At 39.4% G+C, this 24,656-nt stretch carries 14 protein-coding genes and 11 pseudogenes; 7 read left to right on the top strand and 18 right to left on the bottom strand.

Annotated elements, in window-relative coordinates; genetic code table 11:
- Positions 1-3: 3 nt before the first annotated feature.
- From PN838_RS03645 to PN838_RS03635, 3 genes and pseudogenes are all read right to left on the bottom strand, one after another.
- A pseudogene (locus PN838_RS03645) lies at positions 4-1,527 on the bottom strand (mannitol dehydrogenase family protein).
- A 28-nt stretch (positions 1,528-1,555) separates the two neighbouring features.
- Positions 1,556-3,279: pseudogene (locus tag PN838_RS03640) on the bottom strand (purine-cytosine permease family protein).
- A gap of 518 nt (positions 3,280-3,797) precedes the next feature.
- Positions 3,798-4,556, bottom strand: a complete 759-nt coding sequence (locus PN838_RS03635; protein WP_215962370.1) for a TIGR04219 family outer membrane beta-barrel protein — start codon at positions 4,554-4,556, stop codon at positions 3,798-3,800.
- A 282-nt stretch (positions 4,557-4,838) separates the two neighbouring features.
- Here PN838_RS03635 and PN838_RS03630 point away from each other — a divergent pair.
- A pseudogene (locus PN838_RS03630) lies at positions 4,839-5,213 on the top strand (response regulator).
- A 49-nt stretch (positions 5,214-5,262) separates the two neighbouring features.
- The gene (locus PN838_RS03625; protein WP_252736614.1) at positions 5,263-5,526 is read left to right on the top strand and encodes a PilZ domain-containing protein; all 264 of its coding nucleotides are present in this window, start codon (positions 5,263-5,265) and stop codon (positions 5,524-5,526) included.
- 50 nt (positions 5,527-5,576) lie between these two features.
- Here the strand turns inward: PN838_RS03625 and cspD are convergent, their stop codons facing one another.
- A complete protein-coding gene (gene cspD, locus PN838_RS03620) occupies positions 5,577-5,786 on the bottom strand; it encodes a cold shock domain-containing protein CspD (protein ID WP_215962372.1) in 210 nt (69 codons plus the stop codon).
- 184 nt (positions 5,787-5,970) lie between these two features.
- Here cspD and PN838_RS03615 point away from each other — a divergent pair, with 184 nt between their 5' ends.
- Together PN838_RS03615 and clpA are read left to right on the top strand one after the other, a co-directional pair.
- The gene (locus tag PN838_RS03615; protein ID WP_272179793.1) at positions 5,971-6,231 is read left to right on the top strand and encodes an ATP-dependent Clp protease adaptor ClpS; all 261 of its coding nucleotides are present in this window, start codon (positions 5,971-5,973) and stop codon (positions 6,229-6,231) included.
- A 97-nt stretch (positions 6,232-6,328) separates the two neighbouring features.
- Positions 6,329-8,585 (top strand): annotated as a pseudogene (clpA, locus tag PN838_RS03610) (ATP-dependent Clp protease ATP-binding subunit ClpA).
- 102 nt (positions 8,586-8,687) lie between these two features.
- Here clpA and infA read toward each other — a convergent pair.
- From infA to trxB, 5 genes are all read right to left on the bottom strand, one after another.
- Positions 8,688-8,906, bottom strand: coding sequence for a translation initiation factor IF-1 (infA, locus tag PN838_RS03605; RefSeq protein WP_105053115.1), 219 nt, complete (start codon positions 8,904-8,906; stop codon positions 8,688-8,690).
- A 205-nt stretch (positions 8,907-9,111) separates the two neighbouring features.
- Positions 9,112-9,465, bottom strand: a complete 354-nt coding sequence (locus PN838_RS03600; protein ID WP_272179792.1) for a GNAT family N-acetyltransferase — start codon at positions 9,463-9,465, stop codon at positions 9,112-9,114.
- Positions 9,465-9,797, bottom strand: a complete 333-nt coding sequence (locus PN838_RS03595; RefSeq protein ID WP_272179791.1) for a hypothetical protein — start codon at positions 9,795-9,797, stop codon at positions 9,465-9,467. Before PN838_RS03595 ends, PN838_RS03600 begins: the two co-directional genes overlap by 1 nt.
- Before the next feature lie 108 nt (positions 9,798-9,905).
- Positions 9,906-10,553 (bottom strand): leucyl/phenylalanyl-tRNA--protein transferase, encoded by a 648-nt coding sequence (gene aat / locus PN838_RS03590; protein WP_272179790.1) that lies wholly within the window; start codon positions 10,551-10,553, stop codon positions 9,906-9,908.
- A gap of 36 nt (positions 10,554-10,589) precedes the next feature.
- Positions 10,590-11,540, bottom strand: a complete 951-nt coding sequence (trxB, locus tag PN838_RS03585; RefSeq protein ID WP_272179789.1) for a thioredoxin-disulfide reductase — start codon at positions 11,538-11,540, stop codon at positions 10,590-10,592.
- A gap of 200 nt (positions 11,541-11,740) precedes the next feature.
- Here trxB and PN838_RS03580 point away from each other — a divergent pair, with 200 nt between their 5' ends.
- Entirely contained in the window at positions 11,741-12,481 is a 741-nt protein-coding gene (locus PN838_RS03580) for a type 2 periplasmic-binding domain-containing protein (RefSeq protein WP_272179788.1), read from the top strand.
- Positions 12,482-12,541: 60 nt separating this feature from the next.
- On the opposite strand, the pseudogene PN838_RS03575 reads toward PN838_RS03580, so the two are convergent.
- From PN838_RS03575 to ald, 9 genes and pseudogenes are all read right to left on the bottom strand, one after another.
- Positions 12,542-13,500: pseudogene (locus PN838_RS03575) on the bottom strand (sugar-binding transcriptional regulator).
- 3 nt (positions 13,501-13,503) lie between these two features.
- Positions 13,504-14,214, bottom strand: coding sequence for an HAD family hydrolase (locus PN838_RS03570; protein ID WP_272179787.1), 711 nt, complete (start codon positions 14,212-14,214; stop codon positions 13,504-13,506).
- A 280-nt stretch (positions 14,215-14,494) separates the two neighbouring features.
- Positions 14,495-15,506: pseudogene (locus PN838_RS03565) on the bottom strand (ABC transporter ATP-binding protein).
- Positions 15,507-15,517: 11 nt separating this feature from the next.
- Positions 15,518-16,347 (bottom strand): annotated as a pseudogene (locus tag PN838_RS03560) (carbohydrate ABC transporter permease).
- 3 nt (positions 16,348-16,350) lie between these two features.
- A pseudogene (locus PN838_RS03555) lies at positions 16,351-17,221 on the bottom strand (carbohydrate ABC transporter permease).
- A gap of 74 nt (positions 17,222-17,295) precedes the next feature.
- Complete coding sequence (locus PN838_RS03550) at positions 17,296-18,603, bottom strand: ABC transporter substrate-binding protein (protein WP_272179786.1); 1,308 nt, start codon at positions 18,601-18,603, stop codon at positions 17,296-17,298.
- Between the two features lie 79 nt (positions 18,604-18,682).
- Entirely contained in the window at positions 18,683-19,108 is a 426-nt protein-coding gene (locus tag PN838_RS03545; RefSeq protein WP_272179785.1) for a hypothetical protein, read from the bottom strand.
- Positions 19,109-19,143: 35 nt separating this feature from the next.
- A complete protein-coding gene (locus tag PN838_RS03540; RefSeq protein ID WP_272179784.1) occupies positions 19,144-19,446 on the bottom strand; it encodes a hypothetical protein in 303 nt (100 codons plus the stop codon).
- Between the two features lie 633 nt (positions 19,447-20,079).
- Positions 20,080-21,211 (bottom strand): annotated as a pseudogene (gene ald / locus PN838_RS03535) (alanine dehydrogenase).
- Positions 21,212-21,327: 116 nt separating this feature from the next.
- Here ald and lrp point away from each other — a divergent pair.
- Positions 21,328-21,811, top strand: a pseudogene (lrp, locus tag PN838_RS03530) (leucine-responsive transcriptional regulator Lrp).
- Between the two features lie 150 nt (positions 21,812-21,961).
- Positions 21,962-24,656, top strand: a pseudogene (locus PN838_RS03525) (DNA translocase FtsK).

Raw genomic sequence — 24,656 nt, 5'->3', positions numbered from 1 at the left:
AATTTAATGCTCTTTTGTTTCGAGAGTTGCAGCCATTAAATGCGAAATCTTACTGTTTGGTTCATATAGTGCTTTGATTGCTTTTGTATAACCATCGACAAATTGTTGGCTTTGAGGTAGATAGCCAAATATGCTATTTAGTTCGATGAATGACAATGTATTATTTGCTGTTTTTTGCGCAAATTGCTTTAACTCTTTTGCCATAACATCTTGTATTTCTAGGGCTTGACCTTGTTCGTCTACCCCCTTGTCACTATAAAGACACTAGGCGGCTACAACTAACGTTGCCAATGAGACGTCGCGGTTTAATGCGAGGTTTTCGTTGATACTCGCGATTAAAAATTTTGGTAATTTTGCCGAGCTTTCTGAACAGATCCGGGTCAAACTATCTTTAATGTTTGGATTTGAAAAACGGTCAAGTAGTGTATCTTTGTACTGTTCTAAATCGATACCGTCTAATTGCTCTAAAAGGTGACTTACTTCTAAATCCATAAAAGAGCGTAGGTATTTTGCAAATAAAGGATCAGAAACGGTTTCGTCAATTGTCGAATAGCCATGAATGGATCCCAATAAGCCAAGTACAGAATGGCCGGCATTTAGAAGTCTTATTTTCATTTTTTCGTATGGGGTAACATCTTTTACTAACTGGGCGCCTACGTTTTCTAAATTGGGACGTCCGTTACTAAAGTTATCCTCAATTACCCATTGAGCAAAAGACTCACACGTGATTGGCCAGCCGTCAGCGACACCATAGGCTTGTACTACATAATCAATGTCAGATTGTTTAGATATTGGCGTAATACGGTCAACCATGGCATTTGGAAATGCCACGTTTTGTTTGATCCAATTAGCTAATTCCACATCTTGTTTATCAGCAAATGCCAGCAACATTTTTCGTGTCACATGGCCATTATGTTGAATGTTATCGCATGATTGTACGGTAAACGCCGGTAATCCTGCTTCTTTACGTTGTTTGAGAGCAGCTGTTAAATAACCAAAAGCCGTAATTGGATCATTTGGGTTAGCAATATCGTGCAGAATATCTGGGTTCGTGTAATCAAATTCACCCGTTGATGGGTGAAAGTTATATCCGCCTTCCGTAATGGTAAGCGACACTATTTTGGTATCACTATGCGCCATTTTTTCAACGACGGCTTGTTTGTCATCGGGAGCAAATAAAAACTCCACCATCGAACCAATAACTGTATTATCGATTTGTCCATTTGGATGACGTATGGTAACTGTGTATAGGTTGTCTTGTTTTTGCAGGACGTCACGTAACCCTCGATTTGCTTCGAGCAAACCAACGCCACATATTCCCCATTGTTCATTACCTGGCTGCTTTAATAATTCGTTAATATATGCCGCTTGATGAGCGCGGTGAAACCCGCCAACGCCGATATGAACAATACCTGCTTTTACTTTACTTCGGTCGTAGGTTGGCACGTCAATAGTAGCGGGCAGAGTTGCTATGTTAAATTGGTTTAAATCATTAACCTGTGCTTGTACTTTCTGTAATTGTGTCATGGTGAAACCTTACTAAATCAAAATTTAATTATGCTGCTGAATTCAATGCTTTTTGGCGTTTTAATGACCAGTAGGCACTGGCAAAATAAGTCAACGTACATAAAAAGCAGGCTATCTCAAATTGTGATTTATTAAGTTTATAGACACTCATAGTGTCACTGAAAAACATAACTTGAGTTGCAAAGACAAGTATTATTACTAACGAGGTTAATGAAACCGCATTAAGTATTTTACTTAACTTGGAGTTGTCGACGATAAATTCAGGCAGGTTTTTACATTGATCCGCCTGGAACTTCTTGATAGCAACTTGGTTTGATTTTTCGTCAATAATTTGTTGAGTATAGTCTTCATCTGCGCCATATTTTTTGGCTAATACAGTGTAAAGGATGATAGTGAATATCCACGTTGGGATAAATAGGTAGTAGAAGGACATAACGTCTAGGGCATTTAAACCAAAACCAAATATTAGTGCAGAAGCCCATGACGCTATGGCCGGAATACTTCGTGAAATATTTTTATATTTTGCCCAGTAGCGTGTTAATCCAATTTTTGGAAATAATACGTGTTCGGCAAAAACGATACCGCCAACTGGTACAACAATAAGCCCTGCGTACGTTAACAGTGGCAACATCTGAGAAAAAACAAACGGGAAACACGCTATAATAACGGTCACTATGCCTACGATTGCTGTTGTGCGCTCGCGAGTATGGTTCACAAATATAGATTGTGCGGCCAAACCAGCACGATATAAATTGGCATTTGCAGTCGTCCAACCGGCGATTATTATAATAACAAAACCAGTCCAACCAAGTGCATGATAGGCAACATCGCCTGGATCAAGAGATGAGATAGTGGTTTTAAGCAGTACCGCAGCGCCAGCGCCCATAATACCTGCCGAAATCCATGCTAAATAGTGGCCAAAAAACATCCCTACACCTGAGAATAAGCCGTAACTTTTACGTTTAGCAAATCGAAATATCGCCATATCAATTAGACCAAAATGGGTGATGGAATTAGCGGCCCATAGGCAAAACCGATGACTTCTAATAGGCCAATGCCTTTTTCACCTTCCGCATTGGTCCCTGTCCAAATTGAGGAATCTCCAATGGTCATGAAGTCCTGCCAACCGCTAAGTGACGTGACACCTAATACGTGGTTTGATAGTTCTGGAAATAAAGCAAATGAGCCTGCGATAAATATGGCGAATAACCAAGGTGCACATATTTTAGAAAAGTCCGCCACGGTTGAAAACCCATACATGGCAACAGCGACGACAATTGAGCCAACCGCAAGGACGATGAGGACAAATGCAAAACTATTGGGGTACCAATTTAGTTGAGCAGGGATATCAAATAAAAACCGTACTGCAGTTGAGGAAACCGTGATCATGGCAGCGGAAATTACACTGAATATAATGACATTTGCCCAATTGTAGAGCTTTGTCATTGAATTACCTGCAATTTTATTTAGGTAATTATAAAGACTTAGGCGTGTTTCTACTGCAATTGGTGCAGTTAGTAACCACCATGAACACATAGCAAGTAAATTACCGATTAATAAACCGAGTAATATATCGCTTGTTGCAGCGCCAAGAGCAACAAATGTCGCACCGATAACAAATTCTGTTGCGGCAACATGCTCTCCGGCATAAATACCAGCAAAATGTTTCCAACCGTGAAGTTTATTATCAGCAACAGGGAGTTGCTCCTCATTTACATCCTCAAATGTTTGACCTTGTTGATTTTCAGTCATGGTAGTTTCCTGTTTTATTAGTATTACACCGTATGAATTTTCATTAGATGCATTATATATTTTTTTGTAACGACCCTTTTGTGGGCAAATGCCCCTTTTGTGGGCATAATCCCTTTATTGGGGTTGGATGTCAATATAAAGTGTTTAAAAAACACGCTGTTTTTTGATTTTAAATAGATTAAATTTAAAAACATCAATATTTTCAATGTAGTAAAAATCGAGGAGAGGGGGTGAATCGACTAAAAATCGATTTTTAGCGAAGGTAGACTTGTTGTAAACGAAGGGAGCAGAAGTCAATTGAGAGAGTTTTGGTCGTAAAATGAGCGGTATTCTTGTCTGTTTTCTGTAAAAATTGGTTTAAGGCGTTTGGGTTAGGCCAACAAATTTAACGTGATTTTTATTATATGTAGGCCGTTAAATATTCGTTTGATGATCTTTTAATCATGGGACAGTGCTAGAAATTAAAAAAGGAGCTTTCGCTCCTTTTTTATTGGGTTCAAAACTTTCTTGGCTTGAACTTACAGGTGGAAAGACACACCTAAAAATACACCAGACATATCGATATCTGCTGTTAAGTCGTCTTCGTCGCCGTCAAAATCGCTTGGATCGATGTTTAACTGAAACGCACGGTAACCCGCTTCAATGTTAACATCTAACACTGGGATCATTGGAATGGTGTAACGTAGTACTACTTGGTAGTCCATGTGGTTTGTTTCGCCGATACCAATGTAATTACCTTCAGCCATTACTTCTAAACCAGTAAATGGTAACGAAGCGCCTACACGAGCAAATAACATAGGAACAGGGTAATCGATTGTTGCACGGCCATCGTTAATATCGATTGCACCATCAAACATACGAATATTTAGACCGTAGTTGATAGTAACAAGTGGCAATGGTAAACCCCAATATGCCGTAATATCGGTATGAGTTAAGTCGACAACTGAGTCTAGTTCAACGTCACCTTGGTATGTTTCACCGCCGTAAGTGAATGACTGAGTACTGCGGCCATTACCCGTTGTTTCTAGTTGTGTTTGTTTAACTTGAAGATTTGGAATAAGAGGAATTGGGTGCTCGAATGCGGCCCAAATAACATTATTATTTGAATCTTCTAATTTTAAGTCATCTTGTAAGTCGATGTTGTAATCACCAGCAGATATTGTTCCTTCATAAGCTGTATTCCAGCTGTATGCGCCGGCCCAAAAATCAATAAGTGGTAACGCTGACACATTCGCCGATGCTAAAACTAATCCCAATGTCGCTATAGTCTTTTTCATGTTTTCTTCCTAAATAACTACTAAGTTGTTGTTATCGCTAATTTCAAAGCTTAATTGATCTAATGTCAAACCATTTGAAGGTAAATCAGCAATTAATGTGCATTTTTCTTTTGTAACTATAGTCATTTTGCCAGAATTTGGTTGTTGTTAGTCATTTATTTACAATTCTCCCTAATTTTATTAATCATGCGGTATAAAGAAATGGCATTTATTTCTTCAATTAGCTATGTTACTTAATACGAGGGAGCTTAATAGTTGAGCCGTCAATTTTAGGGTTATGGAATGAAAAAGATCAAAATTCTTTTGGTTGACGATGAAGAATTTAATTTTGAAATGTTGGCACTGTCTTTGGGAGAGCGATTTGAATTGTGCTATGTCAGTTCGGGTCAAAAAGCACTTCAAAAAACGATAGTAAATAAACCTGACATTTTATTATTGGACGTATGTATGCTATGAATTGATGGCTATGATACATGTCGGTTGTTGAAAAATACACCTGAAACATCTCAGATCCCCGTTATAATGTTATCGGGATTAGAGGCAGAAACAGATAAAAAAGAAGGGTTTGCAGCAGGTTGTGATGACTACGTGACTAAACCTTTTGATATGACAGAATTAATTGAAAAAATAGAACGATATACAGTTAAGAAAAAGTAAAAAAGGTAATTGGCGTGATTAAATATAACGACCACCGTAATTTTTTAGAATGTTAGTTAATACCAATATCGAGCTTGAAATTGCAGATGCTGATGCAGGCAGAAAATTAAATGCCGTTTGTCGGGATTTAAGTGCAACGGGGCTTGCGGTTGAAACTGATGAATACATTGAAGTCGGCACCGCATTGACATGCAGAGTGGAGGGCACTAGCCCAGAATTACCAGCGCTTCATGCATCAGCCACAGTTGTACGCTGCACAAAAGAAGACAGTGGTAACTATACTATCGGAGTTGAAATACTAGAACAGATGTAAAAAGTTCAGTAGCTCAACTCAAATCGATAATATAAATAAAGTGCTACTTTTTATTTTTCGCCGATTTTAATATTGATGGCGTGTAGACCCTTAGGGCCTTGACTTAAGTCGAATTCGACATCTTGTCCTGCCTTAAGTGTTTTATATCCATCCATAGTTATTGTAGAGAAATGCGCAAATATATCTTCTTCTTTGCCTTCCTCACGAATAAAACCAAAACCTTTAGCATTGTTAAACCACTTAACTTTACCTTGAGCCATACCGCTACTTCCTTTAGTCACTTGAAAACTGATGTAATGTGCTTAAATATACACCGAACAATAAAATAATGTAGATAAATTGGTCAATTAGTCAAGTTTTTACAACTACGAATTGTTAAATAACAAAATTCTTTTTATAAATAGTAATGGGAAATACCAATGAAACAGCAAGAATGGTTAGGCTATGCCAAAAATAACTGAAAATGATCACGGAACAAGTTTAGTAAACGAGACATCTAAGGCTAAACTAAAAAGACCACCAATGTATAAAGTGGTATTGAATAACGATGATTACACCCCCATGGACTTTGTAGTAGAGGTGTTACTTAAATTTTTCGGTATGGATTTAGAAAAAGCAAATCATATTATGTTTAGGATTCATCGCGAAGGTAAAGCCATAGTTGGCACTTATTCTGCAGAAATAGCAGAGACAAAAGTGGCCTAGGTTAATCAATATGCAAGAGTTAATGAACATCCATTACTTTGCACAATGGAACAAGAATAGGGACATTGCATGATAAAAATAGTGAGAGAAGGTGTATATGTTAAATAAAGCATTAGAAGTCACACTTAACGAAGCATTTCGTTATGCAAAATCTCATCGTCATGAATTTATGACTGTTGAACACTTACTAATGGCGTTGCTAGACAACAAAGACGCCAAACAAGCTTTGGAGGCGTGTTCAGCAAACTTTGATAAAATTAAGCTCGAGCTTAGCGAATTTATTGCTCAGACAACGCCATATTTACCCGTTGACGTTGATGAATCCGAACAAGACACCCAACCTACATTAGGTTTTCAACGTGTTTTGCAACGTGCCGTTTTCCATGTTCAGTCCTCAGGCCAACAAGAAGTTACTGGGGCGAATGTATTGGTCGCAATATTTAGCGAACAAGAGTCACACGCAGTTTATGTATTAAAAAGCTTTGATATCCACAGACTCGACGTGGTGAACTTCATCTCCCATGGCGCAGATAAGGATGAAGATGCCTCTTCATTGAACAATGAAGAACCAGAACAAAGCGAAACTGAAACTGAAAGTCAATTAGGGAACTTGTGTTCCAACTTAAACGAAGTGGCAAAAAATGGCGGAATTGACCCCATTATTGGCCGCGACGCGGAACTTGAGCGTTGTGTTCAAATATTATGTCGACGTAAAAAGAACAATCCACTACTCATTGGTGAAGCGGGAGTCGGGAAAACGGCAATCGCAGAAGGGCTTGCCTATCGTATCGTTAACAATGATGTACCAGAAGTAATAGCTAACGCGACGGTTTACTCACTTGATATGGGCAGTTTGTTAGCTGGCACTAAATATCGAGGTGATTTCGAAAAACGCTTAAAGTCGCTCTTAAAACAGCTACAGGAGAAAGAAGATACTATCCTGTTCATAGATGAGATCCATACTATTATTGGTGCAGGGGCAGCCTCAGGCGGCGTAATGGATGCTTCTAACCTGTTAAAACCTTTGTTGTCTGCAGGCAAGCTAAGATGTATTGGATCTACAACTTATACTGAATTCCGCAATATTTTTGAAAAAGACAAAGCCTTGGTTCGTCGTTTTCAGAAAATTGATGTGGTAGAACCTAGTGTTGAAGACACCACCAAAATATTGATCGGCTTAAAAGATAAATACGAACAGCATCACGGTGTGAAATATACCCATGCGGCATTACGCGCAGCCGCAGAGCTTTCTGATAAATACATTAACGAACGTCACTTACCTGATAAAGCTATCGATGTTATTGATGAAGCCGGTGCTAATCAAAAAGTATTGCCTAAATCAAAACGTAAAAAACAAATCAATGTCGCGACGATTGAGCAGATCATTGCAAAAATTGCACGTATTCCAGAAAAATCAGTATCGCAAACCGACAAAGACGTTTTAAAAAATGTTGACCGTAACCTAAAACTATCGGTATTTGGTCAAGAGGAAGCGATCGATGCGTTAACCTCAGCCATACGTTTATCACGTTCTGGTCTTGGTAATGAAAGTAAGCCTGTCGGTAGTTTCTTATTTGCAGGTCCGACGGGGTTGGTAAAACAGAAGTCACTAAGCAACTCGCTAAAGTACTTGGAATTGAATTAGTTCGCTTTGATATGTCTGAGTATATGGAACCCCATGCGGTGAGCCGTTTAATTGGTGCACCTCCAGGTTACGTAGGTTATGACCAAGGTGGGTTACTAACAGACTCTGTTTTAAAACATCCACATTGTGTTGTTTTATTAGATGAAATTGAGAAAGCCCACCCTGATGTCTTTAACTTGTTATTACAAGTTATGGATCACGGTACATTAACGGATAATAATGGCCGTAAAGCCGATTTCAGAAACGTCATTGTTGTGATGACAACAAATGCAGGTGTTGGCCAAACGACACGAAAATCCATTGGTTTTGCTCATCAAGACAACAGCACTGACGCGATGGTAGAAATAAATCGGACGTTCACGCCTGAATTTAGAAACCGGTTGGACAACATCGTTTGGTTTAACCATTTAGATGAGAAGATTATTTTACAAGTTGTTGATAAGTTTATTGTTGAGCTGCAAACACAGTTAGATAAAAACGAGTTGAGCTTGAGATTTCATCTAGCGCTGTTAAATGGTTGGCAAAGCATGGTTACGACAAATCAATGGGCGCGCGACCAATGGCGCGACTAATTCAAGATAAACTGCGAAAACCGTTAGCAAATGAAGTTTTGTTTGGAAAGCTAGCTGACGGCGGCAAAGTGGTGATCGAAACGAAGAAAGATGAATTAAAATTTACTTATTCGTCGACTGAAGCCGTTAATGCTTAATGTGTTAGTTAGGAATGCTCAGCTGTTGAGCTAAACAGCTGAGCATAAAAAACCGAGATAAAAATCTCGGTTTTTTATGCAAACTTGTTGCCTGATATATTATTAACGCGCGCGGAAGGTAATACGACCTTTTGACAAATCGTATGGCGTCATTTCGACAGTCACTTTGTCACCCGTTAATATACGGATGTAATGCTTGCGCATTTTACCCGAAATATGTGCTGTCACTACGTGACCATTTTCCAATTCAACTCGGAACATAGTGTTTGGCAAGGTATCTAAGATTGTCCCTTGCATTTCGATAACGTCTTCTTTCGCCATTAAGCGTATAACCTCTAGGACTAATTAGTGCGTAAAAAATAAGCGCAGATTTTGCCCAAAAACTAGCGATATGTAAAGGTTATACTCAAAAAACTTTACATATAAAGCTAAATTAGGCAATAAATTTAACTGATGAGCCACTTTGGTGCGGATATTCTCGTTTATTGGTGTTTATTATAGCGGTTCGGCAATTAATCACACTGGCTTATTTGATAATATGGGGAATTTGTAGCCATCGACCATTTTGATTAATTTGGTATGGTCGGTAATTAACTTTGTAATTCATTTTTTGACATGAGCGTATGTAGTATCCAAGGTATAACCAAGGTTTCTCTAGTTTTTCGGTCAAATTAATTTGTTGCAAGATCATCAAAGTGCCAATAGAGAAATTTGCATAGTCAGGATCGTAGAAGGTATAAACGGCGGACAAACTATCTGAGGTCACATCACATATCGCGACGGCAATAAGCTTGTCTTTATCATATAGCTCAATAAACAACTGCTCTAACCAATCACATTGAGAGAAGCTGGTGAGTTGAGAATAATTCGCTGGATACATTACACCTCCCAAATGCTTTTCATTAACATAACGTTCAAAAAGAGGGTAATACTCAGGTTGTTCAGATTTTTGTATTTTAACCGAAAATCCCTGAGCCTTTTTAAAACTCGTTTTTGCGAACGGCTAATTTGAAATTGTGAAACGGGCAGGCGTATAGATTGACACGCCTGACAATCTTCACAATGGGGGCGGTAGACATAATCTTCAGAACGCCGAAAACCTTGAGCTTGCAACTTTGAGTAAAGCGCTTCACTCAGCGGCTCTTGGTCTAGATAGACAAGGAGTTGCTCTTCTCTATCACTCAAATATCCGCATTGAAATGGCGCAGACAAACCAAACTTCACTGTTGGCATTTTAGATTAACTCTGTTCTCCAATCTATCGCTCTTGGCTTAAAAACAGATTGGCATATTGTTTCATTTTTGCAAAGTGCCAACTTGTCTAAAAAAGTGACCTTGATACTAAAAAGGCCCCCATTTGAGACAGATACGGATTGGGTAATTGACAATCGATAAAGGCATGTTTTTCGTTTTTAAGCAGTTTACCCAACACAATTAGGGCAAGCTTTGATGCGTTTGGTTGTGCGGAAAACATCGATTCACCGCAAAAACAGGAGCCAACGTTGATCCCATATAAACCACCGACCAAAACCTTTTTGTCATTTTGCCATTGCCAAATTTCAATTGAATGGGCTCTACCTTGCTGATGTAAAACATTATATGCCTTAATCATTTTAGGCAATATCCAAGTTCCATCGCCATTGGATCTAGGTTTCGCACAGGCCGTGATCACGGACTCAAATTGGTTATTTATCGTTACGTGGTAATCGCATTTACGTAGAAACTTTTTTAATGATTTATTGATGTTAATCGCGTCAACATTAATGATGTTGCGTGGATCTGGACTCCACCACATCACTGGTTCACCGTCATTAAACCAAGGAAAGATGCCTTGTTGATAACCGCTATAGATACGGTCAGGTTGTAAATCACCGCCAATCGCCAATAACCCCGGAGGATCAGTCATCGCTTGGTTGGGATCAGGAAACCAACTTGTTTCATCCGTAAGATAATGAATAGTTTGCGTCACAACAAGGCCAGAAGGGGCTACAAGCCCCTTAATTGATTAAAGTGCATCTAGGTAGCGTTCTGCGTCTAGCGCAGCCATACAACCCGTACCGGCAGATGTAATTGCTTGACGGTAAATGTGGTCACATACGTCGCCAGCTGCAAAAACACCCTCAACAGATGTCCCTGTCGCATTGCCATTAAGGCCGCTATTAATAACAATGTAACCATTTTTCATTGCTAATTTATCTTCAAACATTGCGGTATTTGGTTTATGGCCGATTGCCACAAAACAGCCCATAACATCAACATCTTCTGTTGAGTCACTATTAGTGTCTTTTAATCGAACACCAGTTACACCCATGTTGTCGCCGAGTACTTCATCCAAAGTACGGTCTGTATGCAGAATAATATTGCCGTTAGCGACTTTATCCATCAAACGATTAATTAAGATCTTTTCCGCTCGGAAAGTATCTCTACGGTGTACTAAGTGCACTTCAGAGGCAATATTTGATAAGTATAACGCTTCTTCTACTGCGGTGTTTCCGCCACCAATCACTGCGACTTTTTGATTACGATAAAAGAAACCGTCACACGTCGCACAAGCTGAAACGCCTTTACCCATAAACGCTGTTTCCGACTCCAAACCTAAATATTGGGCAGAGGCACCAGTACAGATGATCAAAGCATCACAGGTGTATTGTTGGCTGTCGCCTTTTAAAGTATAAGGTTTTTGGTCAAAATTAACTTCGTTAATGTGATCAAAAATAATTTCAGTCTCAAACTTTTCGGCATGTTCTTTCATACGGTCCATTAGGGCTGGTCCGGTTAGATCATTTGCATCATAAGGCCAATTTTCAACTTCGGTTGTTGTCGTAAGTTGTCCGCCTTGTTGTAGACCCGTTATCAACACTGGGTTTAAGTTAGCTCTTGCAGCATATACGGCTGCAGTATACCCAGCTGGGCCTGAACCCAAGATGATTAGTTTGTGGTGCTGTACTTCACTCATTAAATTTACTCCGAAAATCTTTATTAGGCATTTTATGGGGCGAATATTAACGCTTAACAAGGGGCATTAGAATCTAATGTTCTAAATTTTTGTCAAATTTCCACTATTGTTAAGGTGTCGAAAGATAAATTTTATTAAATTTGCGTTTTATTGCTAGCTGACGTAATTTTAGTGGTTAATAAATGAGCAGCTGAAGTTATATGTTGAAAATACTATTGGCGTTTCTCGCATTGACGCTACCATTTCAATGTGACAGCAGAAATTTTGTAATTGGCGTTGAAGATATTGCTTATTACCCTTTGTTTGACTTCCAGAAGGACGGAGATTCTTATACTAAGGCGTTATTCACTGAGTTTGGCAAACAGTCTGGCCATACATTTACTTATTTACCATTGCCGATTAAACGGTTTAACAAATGGTTAATCGAAGATAATATTGACTTTAAGTACCCAGATAATGAGCGATGGAATCCAAGTGGACAGCAAGTTGATTCATTTATTTATAGTGATTCGACGATCAGGCTCGTTGCAGGTACGTTAACTGCAGTTGACCGCAATTTAACAGAAAAAGACGTTAAAGTGTTAGGGACGTTATTAGGGTTTTATCCTACACAGTGGATTGAACAAATCAAATCTAAGCAAGTACAGCTTTACGAAAATAGCTCGACACTGATGCTATTACAGCAAGTTTTGAGAGGGCAGGTCGATGGCATTGATTTAGAGCCAAGTGTTGTCCAATACCACCTTAAAAAACTCGGAAAACCTGGTGCGTTAGTGGTCAATAAAAACTTAACGTATGAAGTATATGACTTTTATCTTTCAACGATAAAACATCAAGATATCATAGTTGAATTTAACCAATTTTTAAAAGACAACCAACCCTTGTTAGCTGAGTTACGGCGTAAATTCGAAATCGTTGATCACCGACCTTATTTGAAATAAAGCGATATAAAAGCAATAGCCCTAATTAGCCATAAGGCTGGTTGACAATATTCAGCTTGTTTAGTCGATACTCAGCAATCGCTCTGCCGTATACTCATTAGTAATTAGGGCATTTACTAACTTAGAGCGTAATGCGCCTAAAATGGAATACACTTTATCTTCGCCTGAAGCAATAGCACATACATATTTGTCGGAATTGACCGTAAGTGGTGTACTTGCGACTCGGTCATTAACCGCGCAGTCAATTAAGTTTCCTTTTACATCGAACACCCAACTGATGATTTCGCCAACGGCACCTTTATCTTGTAACTCGGCTAATTCTTCCTCGGCAACAAATCCATCTAGATGAAGTGGTGAATTTATACCTAAGTTCCCAACACCAACAAAAGTTACATCTGCTTGAGCGGCTAATTTTAGATTATTGGCGATATAACTTTGGGCGTGTAATTGTGCTTTTTCTTCCTTGCTGTTCGGTAAAACAGGCAGGGGCATTGGGTAATGTTTTGCATTTATGTGTTCCGCCATTCGCATAACGACGTCATAAGAAGATGCTGAGCCGTCGGAGGCCATGTTACCTAAAAGGGCTACAATTTGATGTTGTTCGCAATTTAACAACGCTAATTCTTCGACACACGCCCGTAAAACTCTGCCGGTTCCCATGGCGATCACTTTTGGTTCGGGCGATTTTAAGTGCATTTCAATTTCGCTTGCACCTGCTTGCGCTAATCCCAATGTAGAGGTGGTATCACCTTCATCACTAGGCACAACGGTACAGGATTTCAAACCAAATCTATTTTGTAATTTAACTTTAAGATCCATGCATTTAGCAATTGGATGTTCTAGTCTAACTTTTATTAACCCTTCACTGACGGCTAAAGCAACCATACGTTGTGCAGACTGACGAGAGATGTTGAGTTTTTCGCTATTTCTTCCTGCGTTTTTCCCGCAACGTAATATAACCATCCTGCACGTGCGGCATCGTCTAGTTTTCTTATTTCTGAATTAGATCGCTTAACCACGATTTACCTCTCAACTTTTAATGATGTACTGAGCGAAGGTACTTTTTCAAATAACTGCTTCCAATGGGATATTGTACTAATACCTTTGTAGGTTTGAGTAGCGTTATCTCTATTTTTAAGGTGTCCTGCGCCAACATAACGTAGAACATGCATTTTTGCTGCTAATGCGCCCCGTAACCCAGCTACTGAGTCTTCAATTACCAAACAATTTTCCGGTAAAACACCCATTTTGTTTGCTGCGTGCAAAAACAGATCTGGGGCTGGTTTACCATTTTCAACCTCTGAAGCGGTGAATACCCGTTCAACAAAGTAAGACGCTAAGTCAGTTATACGAAGGGCATTTGATACTTTTTCTGGACTGCTGCTGGTCGCTACACAGGTCTTAATATTGAGCTGAGATAACATCCATTCCAATTGTTCTGTTTGATTTAATTCAGTTTCAAAAACGTCTATTAACGCTTTACGATATTTGTGTCTGAATTCCGTTGTCAGAATTACATCAAAGTCAGTCAACACCTTTGCTGTTACGTGCTCAAAATTAAACCCCAAAAAATGTTTGTGGAAATAATCCTCAGACACATCGACGCCTAATTCTTTTAGTAACCCAAGTAGGACTCGTTGGCTCAGTATTTCACTATCGATTAACACACCGTCACAATCAAAAATAATTAATTCAATCGAATTAAGGTCGGTGTTAATTAAGGTGTTTAGCATTACTGAATTCCTATAGATCGCGCAAAGTGAGCTAACACTTAGCGTAGTTGTTATATTTTTAAAATATATTCAACCACATAGCTGTTAACTTAGCTAATGTATGATTTGTCAATTTAATCAAAAGTTACCTTTAACTAAATTCCATGGCATTAAACTATTGTTTATTCTAATAGCATATCAAACATTAGCTATGGGCTACTGCTTATTTGTCCTAGCCCTTTAAAATAGAGTCTAATGGCAATAAATTAAAGGGCATTGGCAGGTTAATATCGCACTAAAATTAGGCTATATTAGGCAGTGTTTTGCCCGTCGCGTCAAAATGAAGTAGCTTGTTCTTTTGTGGGCTTAAATAAATTTCATCACCATATTTAAATGGACAATCACCTGACGTTTTAACCGTAAAAGTATCATGACCGTCTACATGCACATGCAAAAATGTCTCTGAGCCCAAATGTTCAATCACACCAATTTTACCTGCCCATTGTCCGTCGGTTGTCGAAATTTCAATATGCTCTGGGCGAATACCTAAGCTACAAGTTCCATCTATAGTAGAAGGCTCAATATCGATGAAGTTAATTTTAGGTGAGCCAATAAACCCAGCAACAAAGCGGTTTGCTGGGTTGTTATAAAAGCTCAAGTGGGCTGCCAACTTGTTCAATGATACCGCCATTAAAAACGGCAATTCTATCTGCCATTGTCATAGCTTCCACCTGATCATGGGTAACATAAACCATGGTTGTATTTAGACTTTTATGAAGCTCCGATATTTCTAACCGCATATTTACGCGCAGCGACGCATCTAAGTTTGATAACGGTTCATCAAACAAAAAAGCAGAAGGTTGGCGGACGATTGCTCGACCAATCGCAACTCTTTGTCGTTGACCACCGGATAATTGGCCGGGCTTCCGATCAAGGTAATCCGTTAGGTTTAATGTTTTTGCAACACTCGCGATTTTTTCTTCGATGATGTCATCGTTAATTTTGGCTCGCTTTAACGGGAATGCGATATTGTTTCTAACCGACATATGAGGATATAAAGCATATGATTGGAATACCATAGCTAAACCGCGTTTCGCAGGTGGGGTTGTCGTCGCATCTTGTCCATCAATTTCAATGGTGCCGCTTGTGGTATCTTCTAATCCTGCAATCATTCGTAATAATGTTGATTTTCCACAACCTGATGGACCAACAAATACAATGAACTCGCCGTCTTTAATTTCCAAATCAATTGGTTTAATTACGCTTACATCGCCAAAATCTTTTGTTACTTGTTTTAAATGAATACTACCCATCATAAATTCTCCTATTTAACTGCGCCGAAACTTAATCCGCGCACTAATTGTTTTTGACTAAACCAACCAAGAATTAAAATTGGCACTATGGCCATTGCAGAAGCTGCTGATAACTTGGCGTAAAATAGTCCTTCAGGGCTAGAATAACTGGCGATAAAAGCCGTTAGGGGGCTGCATTAGCGGCCGTTAGGATGAGAGTCCAGAATGCTTCATTCCAGGCTAAAATGACATTGAGTAATAACGTTGAAGCGATCCCAGGTAGCGCTATAGGCAACAGGACGTAAAGTATTTCTTCACCAATACTCGCGCCGTCCATTCGAGCGGCTTCTAAAACTTCGTTTGGGATCTCTCTAAAGTAGGTATAAAGCATCCAAACCATAATGGGTAAGTTGATTAATGTCATAACAATGACTAAACCGACTTTAGTATCTAACAACCCAAAATCTCTAAACAAAAGATAAATTGGTATTAATACACCGACAGGCGGTAACATTTTGGTTGATAACATCCACATTAAAAGATTTTTTGTGCGCTTAGTTTGCACAAATGCCATAGACCAAGCTGCAGGAATTGCTATTAATAAGCCCAATATGCTCGAACCAATTGAAATGACTATTGAATTCCAAAAGTGATTAAAATAGGGCGATCGCGCTAAAACGTCTTCGTAGTTTTCTAAAGTCCAATCAAACATGAATAAACTAGGTGAAGCCGAAATTGCCTCAGCCTCAGTTTTAAAACTCGTTATTAATGTCCATAAAATAGGAAAAAATATAAGACCGCTAATGGTCCAAGCAATAAAGGTATAAATAAGCTTGGTTTTGATACTATTGTTGTTCGCCATGTCTTAATCCTCCAAGTTCTTGCCAATGAGGCGCATTAAAAATATTGCTACAATATTGGCAATAATAACGGCGACTATGCCACCGGCAGAACCTCCACCAACATCAAACTGCAACAACGACTGGGTATAAATTAAGTACGTTATATTGGTTGATGCGTATCCCGGACCACCGCTTGTTGTTACTAATATCTCGGCAAAAATTGACAATAAAAAGATTGTTTCTATTAAAATAACTGCCGTTATTGCGCGTGACAGATGCGGTAGGACGATGTAGTAAAATTTACTAAATGGTCCTGCCCCGTCTAAGTCAGCAGCCTCAAGTTGTTCTCGGTCAAGCGATTGAATCGCTGTAAGTAGGATTAATGCGGCAAACGGTAGCCATTGCCACGACACAATAACAATGATTGAAAGCAGCGGGATTTGGGCAAAAAAATCGATAGGGGTCATACCCAGCCAATTGGCAAAATGGGCAAATAAGCCATTAACGGGGTTCATTAGCATATTTTTCCAAACCAGCGCTGAAACCGTTGGCATAACAAAAAGGGGGCTAGAACCATTATTCGAACATAGTTTCGGCCCCAAATTGCTTGATCAAGCAAGATAGCTAAACCAATACCACCACCAAGTGTGATTAGTAAAACACCACCAACAAGTAGCAGGGTATTAAAAAAGATTCAAAAAATGCCGGATCAGTAAGGAAAAACTCATAGTTCATGAAACCAATAAACTCTTCGGTTCCAGGACTAAGCAGGTTGTAATCTAAAAATGAAAAATATAGCGTCATGCACAGCGGAACTAACATCCAAGCCAACAGTAAAACAACTGAAGGGACCAGCATGAGTCGAGCGAGCGCACGTGAATTTGTGGTAGCCATAACTAAGACCTTTTAATCGTGATAGCTGGGCAAGCTCTAGTTGAACTTACCCAAACCATTAATAGACGAATGAATTACTTAGGGTAACGCGCTTTTCTCATGGCACGTTCGACTAAACGTTGAGCACTTTGTAATGCTTGTTTTACAGTCATTTGGCCAGTTAACGCGGCGGCAAATTGTTGACCAACAGCTGTACCAATACCTTGGAATTCTGGTATAGCAACAAACTGAACACCAACATAAGGAACCGGTTTAACCGTTGGGTTTATAGGATCTGCAGATTGGATAGAATCCAAAGTGATCTGTGCAAAAGGCGCAGCTGCCATGTAGTCTGGATTATTATAAAGTGACGCTCGAGTCCCTGGAGGTACGTTAACCCAGCCTTTTTTGGCCGCGACTAACTCAGTGTACTCTTTAGATGTTGCCCAACTAATAAAACGTTGTGCTGCATTTGATTTCTTACTGCTTGCAGGAATTGCCAGCGTCCAAGACCATAACCAATTGCCTCGTTTGCCTAGGCCATTGTCAGGCGCAAGAGCAAATCCAACATGTTCAGCAACTTCAGAGTTTTCTTTATTTGTAACAAATGCGCCAGCCACTGTTGCATCAATCCAAATACCACACTTTCCGGTTTGAAAGAGCGCTAGGTTTTCATTAAAACCATTAGCTGAAGATCCCGGCGGACCATACTTTGTCATCGAATCAACATAATATTGTAAAGTGTCATGCCATTCTTGACTGTCAAATTGCGGTTTCCAATTTTGATCAAACCATCTTGCGCCAAATGAGTTAGACATTGCTGTAATTAAGGCAATATTTTCACCCCAACCCGCTTTACCTCGCAAACATAAACCATAGACTCCAGATTGTTTGTCTGTCATTGCTTTTGCGGCTTTTTGAATAAACTCCCACGAGGGTGCTTTAGGCATAGTTAAACCCGCTTTGGCCATTAAGTCTGTCCGGTACATAACCATTGAACTTTCTGCATAAAATGGCGCAGCGTATAATTTATCTTTAACAGTTAGGCCGTTTCTGATCGCAGGCAGAATATCGTCTACGTCATAATTGTCACCTAACTTGTCAAGCTCTCTGAGCCAGCCTTGTTTTCCCCAAATAGGGACTTCATATGTACCTATTGTCATAACATCATACTGTCCACCTTTTGTTGCAACATCGGTCGTGACTCGTTGACGTAGTATATTTTCTTCTAAGGTCACCCATTTTAAATTAATATCTGGGTTTTCAGAGGTGAAACTCTTACTGAGTTCTTTCATAGTGATCATGTCACCATTGTTTACTGTTGCAATCGTAATGGTTTCAGCAAGGACGGCGGTGCTCAAAAATAAAGAACAACATGCAATAATTGATTTTTTAATCGACATAATAATTTCCCGTAATAATCAGTTTAAAGGTAGGGCATTGATTACGACCTACCTGTTTTTAAAACGATGAGTATTGTTATTAGAACAAGTTTACTGCTACTTGCAGTGCGCCAAGTTCAAGGGCCGGGTTCCACATCGCGGTAGCAGATACTGGAAATGTTTTGCCCATTGCATATAGGTTTTTTGAATAGGTAAAGCCAACATTGTTAATATTAGCTTTGTCTGAATAGAAGTTTTTGTCGTTAACTGGTGAGAAAGCGCCACCAATAAACGCTTTTACTTGTTCGCCATCTTTGCCATGCCAAACAGGTGCTGATACTTCAATGTAGTTTGTAAAAGATTGTTCTTTTTCACCTGAATCTTCATCTATGTACGTATCAATACCTTGCACGATGACAGAATAATAAACAGAAATTGGCGTTTCGCCTTGGAATGTATATCCCGCACCAATATCAACAAAGTTGCCGGTTTTAGATGGATCAGTTGAGTAGTTGAAAATATCCACATCACTGTCTGAAATAGAGGAGTGGTTACCGTGATTTACGATTTCAACAAAAAAGTCGTCTGTAAACTTGTGAGAGGCGTAGTATGTAAACTCTTTAAACTCGCCATTAAAAGAACCACCGCCCCAAAGGCCGTAAGTCGTTTTTTGTCTTCAGATTTGTACTCTAAAGAGCCAGCTGTCATAACGCCGTCGGTGACAATAAAACCGTGCCATAAATGGTTTGTTTTAAGATCAAAGGCTAACTTCCATTCACCACTACTCTGAGCGTGCAGTTGAGTGCTTAATGTACTTGCTAGGATTGCTGTAATTGCAGTTATTTTGTGTGTGCTATTTAACATAGTAAACCCTGTTTTATTTACGTTTTTATTGTTGAATTGTTTGCCTTACTTCCCCTTTCGGTTTGGTAAAACGCAATTCTTGAAAAATTTTATATTGCTAATTGAACATTTAGTTACATGCCGATTTATATTCATTGTGTTGGCATTTTATAACTAATGGGCAAAAGCTCACCTCGTGGTCATACTCCCACCGAGAGGGAGGAACGTCAATAGTTTTTTGTTTGTTAAATGCACAATTATTTAGAGGTTAATAAATAATTTATATATTTCAGATTGTTACGGTTGAGGTTTTTACTATTTTTTTCTAAAATTTGGATTGGCACTGAAAAAAACTTGTATTGGTTGTTGCTTGATTTAAAAATGTTCCAACTACACTTTCTAAAAGCCTCAGTTAAATTTTATTGGACTTGAATTTATATGTTTGAGAGTTAATCAATTGGGGGTCTTAAATAAAAAGCGCTAGATTAAGTAGTGAGGCTTGGGCGAAAAATATCGAGTTGGTTTTTCAAAATTTGATTTGAATATCTGGATGTAAAAAATCCGACATTATTTCTAATGTCGGACTTGGTAATAAAGTGAGGCTAAATCTACTTGAAATCGAAATCAGCACTCTATCAGTAAGATACCGATAACTTATAGTTCTAACGCTTGTTTTGCATCCATATATTCTAATTCAAGTGTTTCACCTAAAGCATCTACAACGGCTTTATAAGTGACTTTACCTTTATGAACATTCAAGCCATTTAGTAAATGTTGGTCTTCTAACATTGCACGTTTCGGACCTTTATTTGCTAGGGCTAAGCCAAACGGTAATGTTGCATTGTTTAGGGCCATAGTTGAAGTTCTGGCAACACCGCCTTAGCATGTTTGCAACACAGTAGTGAACAACATCACTTATGACATATGTCGGGTCTTGATGAGTAGTTGCTTTAGAAGTTTCAAAACAACCACCTTGATCTATGGCGACATCAACTAAAACTGAACCAGGTTTCATACGAGCAATATGTGCTTTCGTAATTAATTTAGGTGCAGCTGCACCAGTAATTAACACAGCACCGATAACTAAGTCTGCCTTAGATGTATAATAATCAAGCGCATCTACGGTTGAATATACCGTTTTCACCGTGCCACGGAAAATATCGTCTAATTGGCGTAAACGCGGTAGTGAACGGTCGACAATAGTGACATCTGCCCCCATGCCGACTGCCATTTTAGCGGCATTTGTGCCAACGACTCCGCCGCCAACAACAAGTACTTTTGCGGGTGCTACGCCCGGTACACCACCTAGTAATGTGCCACTGCCTCCCTGCGCTTTTTCTAAATGATGCGCACCGGCTTGAATAGACATACGACCTGCCACTTCACTCATTGGGGCTAAAAGTGGTAATCCACCTGTATGATCGGTAACAGTTTCATAGGCAATACATGTGGCGCCGGATGCAACCAATAGTTTTGTTTGGGTTGGATCAGGGGCTAAGTGCAGATAGGTATAAAGGGTTTGGCCTTCACGCAACATTTTACATTCGTTTGGTTGCGGCTCTTTTACTTTAACAATCATATCTGCTGAAGCGAAAATTTCCTCAGCTGTCGCAATAATTGAAGCGCCTGCGTCAACATATTGCTCATTCGTAAAACCAATAGACTCACCTGCATTGGTTTCAATGATGACCTGATGGCCGTGAGCAACAAACTCTTTTGCTGCTGCTGGTGTTAAACCAACACGGTATTCATGGTTTTTAATTTCTTTAGGGACACCGACGATCATATTTTTCTACCTGTTATTTCTTGTTGTGTGATATTTTCGGCGATTATATTGTGTGAATGGCAGTTTTATTCACTTTTATTTGGCTTATTTTAGAGTAATAAACTATAGGTGGCGTTATGCATTCAAACACGATGAATAAATCGTTAGACAGAATTGATAAAAAATTCTGATGGAATTACAAAAAATGGACGGGTTTCAAATGTTGAACTCGCTAAATTGGTAGGGCTTAGCGCCACGCCTTGCTTAGAGCGAGTTAAACGATTGGAGAAACAAGGTGTGATCGAAGGTTATCAGGCAATCGTAAATGCTGAGGCGGTTGGTGCATCGTTATTAGTTTTTGTCGAAATCACACTTGAGAAAACAGCCTAGGATGTTTTTAGTGAGTTCTCAAAAGCGGTTACTTTCTTCGATGAAATCTTAGAATGTCATTTGGTGTCAGGTAGTTTTGATTATTTGTTAAAAACAAGGGTAAAAAATATGGCGTCATATCGAAAACTGTTAGGCAATACATTACTAAAATTACCCTCGGTTAGCGCATCTCGGACCTATGTTGTGATGGAAGAAGTGAAGACAAATCAACCAATCCCAATCCATATATAGGCACGTTGTCGAAGATGTTAATGACTGACCAAAACTCTGTAACAAATAAGTGATCCCAATCGTTAATTTTGGTAGAGTTGCGAACAATATAAAAAGCGATTTTGGTCACTTTTGAACTTAAAATAATAATAAATCTTGGAGTATTAGGTTTTGACTGACAATCAGCCAACTGTATTAAATGGATTTCAACGCTTACTAGAAGTTGGATTGCTTGTAGCCGGCGCTGTGGCAATCTATATCCTAATCACTTTGTTTACCTTCGACCCTGCTGACCCAAGTTGGAGTAAAACAGGAAATTACGAACTAATTAAAAACGCTGGTGGAGCATTTGGTGCGTGGATAGCCGACGTCCTTTTATTTACATTTGGTTGGTTAGCGTTTTTGTACCTGTGCTTATCGCCCTTTGTGGTTGGCTAATGTTTCGCAAGTTCCATGATCTTATTGAAGTTGATTACCTAGCGCTAGGCCTTAGACTCATTGGTTTCTTAATGTTTGTCATAGGTTGCTCAGCTATATGCAGTGTCAATTTTGACGACATCTATTATTTTTCTTCGGGCGGTATTGTAGGTGACGTTTTTGCCTATCTGCTCATGCCTTTATTTGGTTTTACTGGCTCAACCTTATTATTTTTAGTCGCGATTATGATTGGCATTACTTTGATGACAGGTATCTCATGGATGCAGGTCGTCGATGGGTTAGGGCGAGTGACACTGAATTCGGTTTATTGGTTAATAAAACAAGTTTCAAACCTTTTTCATCGAGAACCTTCACCAAAAAGTAAACTCTTACCGCAAGATAATAATGTAAATAGTGAAGCAAATATCTCTAGCGAAGTAGATGAACATTCTCTAAATGAAGAGAAGTCAGCTAAAACTAAGCAAACTCAAAACAAAGTTACCGCACCTGATCATACTGAAACCGAAAGTGCAGCGTCTAAAAGTTTGTTAAGCCAGTTTTTCGGAAGCGCCGAAGCATCGATTACCGAACAAAAGCTCACGCCGTCTATTTCAGACATAGATGTTGATACTCAACGTGAACTACCTCCTGCGGAGACCTCAAAGGCCGTTGAAGTAACGCCGACCTCAAGTAGACGGCTTATGCCAGACACTAAAGAGACTCCAGCAAAGGCTGTTGATGTTTCTTTTGACGAAGATATGCCTTTTTCAATAGACGATATGGACGGCCCTGCTTCTTATTCTACCTTAGATGAACAAATCAAAGATGATGATATTTCAGGCGCGTTAGAGAGTTTACAAACCGGTGACAAAAATGTGCACGAACGCGATACTGTGGCAACGGCATCGATTAAAAAACCTGAACCTATGCCACTGACACTGCCTTCACTTGAGTTACTTGACCGTGCTGACAAAATAGAAAATCCAATTTCTCAAGAAGAGTTGGACGTTGTTTCTCGTTTGGTTGAAGTGAAATTAATGGACTTTAATATACAGGCGACTGTCGTTGGCGTTTACCAGGTCCAGTAATTACGCGTTTTGAACTCGATTTAGCACCGGGCATTAAAGTCAGTAAAATATCCAGTTTATCAAAGGATTTGGCGCGTTCTTTATCAGCTATGAGTGTTCGTGTCGTTGAAGTTATTCCAGGAAGTCGTTTATTGGTTTGGAAATACCAAACAAACATCGTCAAATTGTGCGACTGTCAGAAGTCATGGATAGTACAGTATTCCAAAACGCCGCTTCACCATTAACTATGGTTTTAGGTAAAGATATTGCCGGTAAGGCGGTTGTAGTTGATTTAGCAAAAATGCCACATTTATTGGTTGCGGGTACGACGGGCTCGGGTAAATCAGTTGGTGTTAACACCATGATTTTGAGTTTGTTGTATAAATCAACACCAGAAGATGTGCGATTGATCATGATCGATCCAAAAATGTTGGAACTTTCTGTCTATGAAGGTATCCCACACTTGTTGTCTGAAGTTGTGACCGACATGAAGGAAGCGGCCAATGCACTTCGTTGGTGTGTGGGGAAATGGAACGTCGATATAAATTGATGTCTGCTATGGGCGTTAGAAACCTAAAAGGCTTTAATACCAAAGTACAAGAAGCGATTGATAGCGGTTCACCACTATTTGACCCGTTATGGAAAGACTCTGACAACATGTTGGAATTTCCACCGCAATTAGAAAAGCTGCCAGCGATTGTTGTGGTTATTGATGAATTTGCCGACATGATGATGATCGTCGGTAAAAAGGTTGAAGAACTGATAGCTCGAATTGCGCAGAAGGCTAGGGCAGCGGGTATTCATTTAGTCTTAGCCACTCAGCGTCCTTCGGTGGATGTAATTACTGGATTAATTAAAGCGAATATTCCAACGCGTATGGCGTTTCAGGTTTCATCAAAAATTGATTCGCGAACTATTTTAGACCAACAAGGCGCAGAAAACCTTCTGGGCATGGGGGACATGTTGTATTTACCACCTATAGCTCAGGCGTTCCAACCCGTGTCCATGGGGCATTTGTTGACGATCATGAAGTCCATGCTGTCGTAAATGATTGGAAATCAAAAGCAAAACCTAACTACGTTAGTGAAATTTTGCAAGGTGAAATGACCGACGAAAATATGCTTCAAGGTGAAGCCGCAGAAATGGCAGAAGGTGAAGAAGTCGACCCAGTATTTGACGAAGCAGTGGCATTTGTCACTGAAACGCGAAAAGTTTCGATATCAAGTATTCAACGAAAATTAAGAATTGGTTACAACCGTTCTGCCCGTATTGTCGAACAGATGGAAATAATGGGAATAGTAAGCACTGCGGCAAATAATGGCACACGTGAAGTGTTGGCTCCGCCACCGGTTAAAGCGGCGATTGATGAGGAATTAGATTAG

The sequence above is a fragment of the Psychrosphaera algicola genome (assembly GCF_028401425.1).
GTDB lineage: Bacteria > Pseudomonadota > Gammaproteobacteria > Enterobacterales > Alteromonadaceae > Psychrosphaera > Psychrosphaera algicola.
This window is presented reverse-complemented; position numbering and strand designations above follow the sequence as displayed.